General features: G+C 57.0%; 4 protein-coding genes. 2 read left to right on the top strand and 2 right to left on the bottom strand.

Translation table 11 applies throughout. The features are described from left to right. Positions 1-885: alpha/beta fold hydrolase (locus H6F43_RS10320; RefSeq protein WP_190342693.1), on the top strand; the 885-nt coding region annotated here is incomplete at its 5' end. Here the strand turns inward: H6F43_RS10320 and H6F43_RS10315 are convergent. After that, positions 882-1,667 (bottom strand): DUF2993 domain-containing protein, encoded by a 786-nt coding sequence (locus H6F43_RS10315; RefSeq protein WP_190342692.1) that lies wholly within the window; start codon positions 1,665-1,667, stop codon positions 882-884. The genes H6F43_RS10320 and H6F43_RS10315 overlap by 4 nt on opposite strands. Before the next feature lie 119 nt (positions 1,668-1,786). Then, positions 1,787-3,301: a CIA30 family protein gene (locus H6F43_RS10310; RefSeq protein ID WP_190342691.1), complete on the bottom strand. Its 1,515-nt coding sequence runs from the start codon at positions 3,299-3,301 to the stop codon at positions 1,787-1,789. A gap of 92 nt (positions 3,302-3,393) precedes the next feature. On the opposite strand from H6F43_RS10310, the gene H6F43_RS10305 reads away from it, so the two are divergent. Beyond that, on the top strand, positions 3,394-3,710 hold a 317-nt coding region (locus H6F43_RS10305; protein ID WP_242025489.1), incomplete at its 3' end, for an alpha/beta fold hydrolase.

Raw genomic sequence — 3,710 nt, 5'->3', positions numbered from 1 at the left:
ATGGGCGAGCGGTTTTTCCGATCGGGCTACAACGTATTAATTCCGAGGCTGCCGGGACACGGACACGCAGGCAACTGGAATCGAAAAAATCCACCGCCGCTGCCTACCGATGCCGCCGTGTATCAGCAGTTTGGGCTGGAGTGGCTAAAGCAGGCGCAGCGCTTGAGCAATCGCGCCGCCTCTCCAGAGGAAAACCGCGTCATTGTGAGTGGGCTATCTGGCGGCGGTGCTCTAACCGCGTGGCTAGCGCTACAGCAGCCGCAGGCAATTGATCGCGCTCTGCTGTTTGCCGCGTACCTCAGCAGCAGCAGCAAACTCGTAGATTTGGTCGTCCGATCGTCCGATCGTTACTTCGAGTGGACACAAGACGGCTCCGGAACGCCTTGTGTACGCGGCTATAAAGGCTTTGCCTTTCCAGCACTGCGGGCACTGTTAGATCTCGGACGCGACGTTCTACACCGCGCCAAGCAGCATCCCCCTTCGCCGCCGATGTTCATCCTGTCGAGCGAGTCAGATATTGCCGTTTCCAGTGCCGACCACAAAGCGCTGTCTGAGGACCTGTTGCCGCATCAGCCTGTTACCTGGTATCACCGCTTCAGCCGAGCCTTAGACATTCCTCATACGATGATGACGCAGGCAGAAGGCAATCCCTGGGCTGGAGTACTGAATTCAATGGCAAAGGCGTTTGTAGAAAGCAACCTGACGTGGGCAGAGGTCGAGGAAATTGGCTACCGCATGACCGATGGCAAAACCTTTAACACCGTGGTTGCAGAGCTGGGACTTCAGCAAAACGTTTCGCCCGACATGCCCGCGATGATGACGATGGTGGATAAGCGATCAATCGTCGAGGCACGCAATCCCAACTACAGCGCCAGTGGGTTTTAACCGCTTCCCGGAAAGTGTTCAATCTGGGCGTAGCCGCTGAAGATAAGCTGCTTACCCTGAGTTTCCAGACGGTTGATTCGCATCGTCACGCCATCAAGGTCGAAGCGATCAAGGTCCACCATGCCGTTGAGAATGTCCGCAAAGGTCATCGACAGCACCTCGGACACGCCGCGCACAGCTTCTGGAACATCTGCCGCATCGAACTGAGGATCTTGGAACAGAATGCGCCGCCGCCGCTCTACCGCTAAGGTTGCCCGCAGACTCAAAGGCACAGTGCCATTGGGCAACTCGGTTTTGGCAAGAATCTTAATTTGGTTATCGGGCAGCAGTTGCAGTGCCACATCCGAGAACGAGACAGGTTCACCACCCGACAGGCTGAGCAACTCTGGCGAATCGATGTTGCACAGGCGCTTCTGGACCAGTTCGGATTTGAAGGCTCGATTAATGCCTGCTTCAGTCAGCACGACTTGCGCCACCGCTTGAGTTGGCTGGCGCAGGCGAATTTTGCCGCCGAGGACGGAACTAAAGTCGATCGACACCGCATCGGTTTCAAACGACATTTCCTCGACCCAAAAATCGCGCCGGATGACTAATTGCCGCCCAGTCATCTTGAAGCTGTCAATGCTTCCCTGTAGCAGCTTGCTAGAGGGGTGACAGCGGATTAGAACCTCGACCGTTTCGCTTTGAGTGAACAAATGGCGAATCGATTGACTAGCAACCGTACTCAGCATTCGTTCCCCAAAGTCAGCACCGGGAGGAGATGCAGTGAAACCACCAAACATGCACTGAATCATCCTGAACGTCTTTGCCCTTTGTAACAAATTGTAAATGACTCGACAAGCCCTAGCGATTGGAAATTCTGAGGCGATCGATAAGAAAATTCGCAGTTCGCGGTGCGCAGTTAGGGCTGAGATGGACGCTGGGACGGCGTTGTAGCCGTGGAACGATCGTGCTCCAATCCACTCAATAGCGTTGCCCAATCAACCGGACCAAATTCGTCTTTAGCGCTGACCTCGATCGTTCGATTGCAGGCATTTGGCTGCTCCAGCACCTCAACGCACAAGGTTGCAGCGTCTTCGCGGCTGATTTTACCGCGTAGCGTGTCGCCTTGGGAAACAGTGAGCAAGTGCCCGCCAGATTCCTCAGTCAGGGCGCAGGGACGCAGAATGGCGTAGGGAATGCCGCTCGATCGCACGACATCCTCGCCGCGCAGCTTCCAGGTGAGGATGCCGCCAAGCTGGTCATTCAGGCGCACGGCGGGAGGTTCTTCGTCTAGATTGAGTCCGGGACGACCAGGGCGCGTTACGCCTGCCGAACTCACCAGTACGACCTGCGGCAAAGCGGGTCCACCATACGCCCAAATTGAGCCGATATGGAGCGCAAACGATCCAGGGGCAAATGTGGGGTTTAATCCGCCGTCGTACTCAAACTTGCTGAGCATCAGTTGCAGCGATCGCACCCGCTCAGCCCGAATCGGTGGAGCATTGGACAGTGTTTTGGCTCGGAAGACGGGGATCAAGTCAGCAAACGGAATCTCCACGTCGATCCAGCGATCGTTCACGGTGTCAAACGAGTCAGAGTAGGCAATGCTGTCCCAGCCGTCATCGTCGCGCAGCAAAAACTTGTAGCGCTTGCCGTCGCCCTTGACTCGCAGTTTGATCCCCGTGTAGCCTGCCAGGTTCAGCGCCGGGTCTAAATTTCGGGTGCGAATCGAAGCAAAACCGCCAGAATTCGCTGTCGAGACGTTCCCTGTAAACAGTGCCCCCTGATCGACTGGACGAATTCCACTCTGGCTGACGCCGCCCATTACCACGTCGTCCAGTGCGCCCCAGAGGGCGGCAATGCTCGACTGCTGCGTGGTGAAGTCGAACAGTTGCGTTTCGGTGGCTGGATACGCCTTTAGCGACGGCGCGATCGCCTCCAGCAAATTTTGCACGCCGCGATAGTCCACAGATTCTGGCGTGTCGCCCACCACCTCTGGCAGGTAGAACTGGATGCCCTGGTAGTATTTGGCGCGATCGGGCGTGTCGCCTTCCACGGGCTGCACACGCGGTCCCGTACAGAAAATGACCGCGCGAACGTTATTCACCACCGCAGGCGTCAGGGTCTCCGGAATCGTGATGTCCGCATCAATGATGTCTACCTCGGCTCCCAGCACCTCGCGACCGCGCTGGAGGTCTCGCACCAGTGCTCGCACCGCGTAGCCCCGCTCGTTGAGCCGCTGCACTACCCGTTTCCCAACGCCTCCCGTTGCCCCTACCACCAGAACCACACCCGACGATTGAGCCGTGAGAGACGATTGAGTCATAGGACCTTGCACAAGGCGCTGAAGCCAACTGAGGACGGGAATCGCATCGAAGTACGCGATCGTGGTGAAGAAGCGACTAGGATTCCAGGAGGAAGTCGTGTCAGGCATAGAAGTTTGCGGATGAGTGGAGTATTGGCGCGATCGCGTTTAAGGTCATAGGTAGTTGGGTTTACCAATCCCATTCTCCCCTTCCCCGCCTCATGCTGCAATTTCATCCCCTCGGCATCGGACAGCAGGTGATCGAAACTTCCCTCGGCACCATGGTCTACTACACGCCTGTCGGACAGCCGTGGTCGATTCCGTCTCCGGACGCGCCGCCGCTGCTGTTTTTGCACAATTTTGGTGGCGGCGCGTCCGGCTACGAGTGGTCCAAAGTCTATCCAGCGTTTTTGGATGCTTACCGAGTGCTGGTTCCCGATCTGATCGGCTGGGGACAGTCCGATCGTCCCGTGCGCGACTACCAACTCAACGATTATCTGACGACGATCGCCGAGTTCATCCGCAAAACCTGCACTGC

It is taken from the genome of Leptolyngbya sp. FACHB-36, assembly GCF_014695955.1.
Classification (GTDB): Bacteria; Cyanobacteriota; Cyanobacteriia; order Leptolyngbyales; family Leptolyngbyaceae; genus FACHB-36.
The sequence above is the reverse complement of the archived record's forward strand: the minus strand, read 5'-3'. Positions and strand labels throughout refer to the sequence as shown.

Coding starts and splice junctions, on each gene's coding strand:
- H6F43_RS10310 (WP_190342691.1), bottom strand. CDS start 3,301: ATGCCTGACACGACTTCCTCCTGGAATCCTAGTCGCTTCTTCACCACG.
- H6F43_RS10315 (WP_190342692.1), bottom strand. CDS start 1,667: ATGTTTGGTGGTTTCACTGCATCTCCTCCCGGTGCTGACTTTGGGGAA.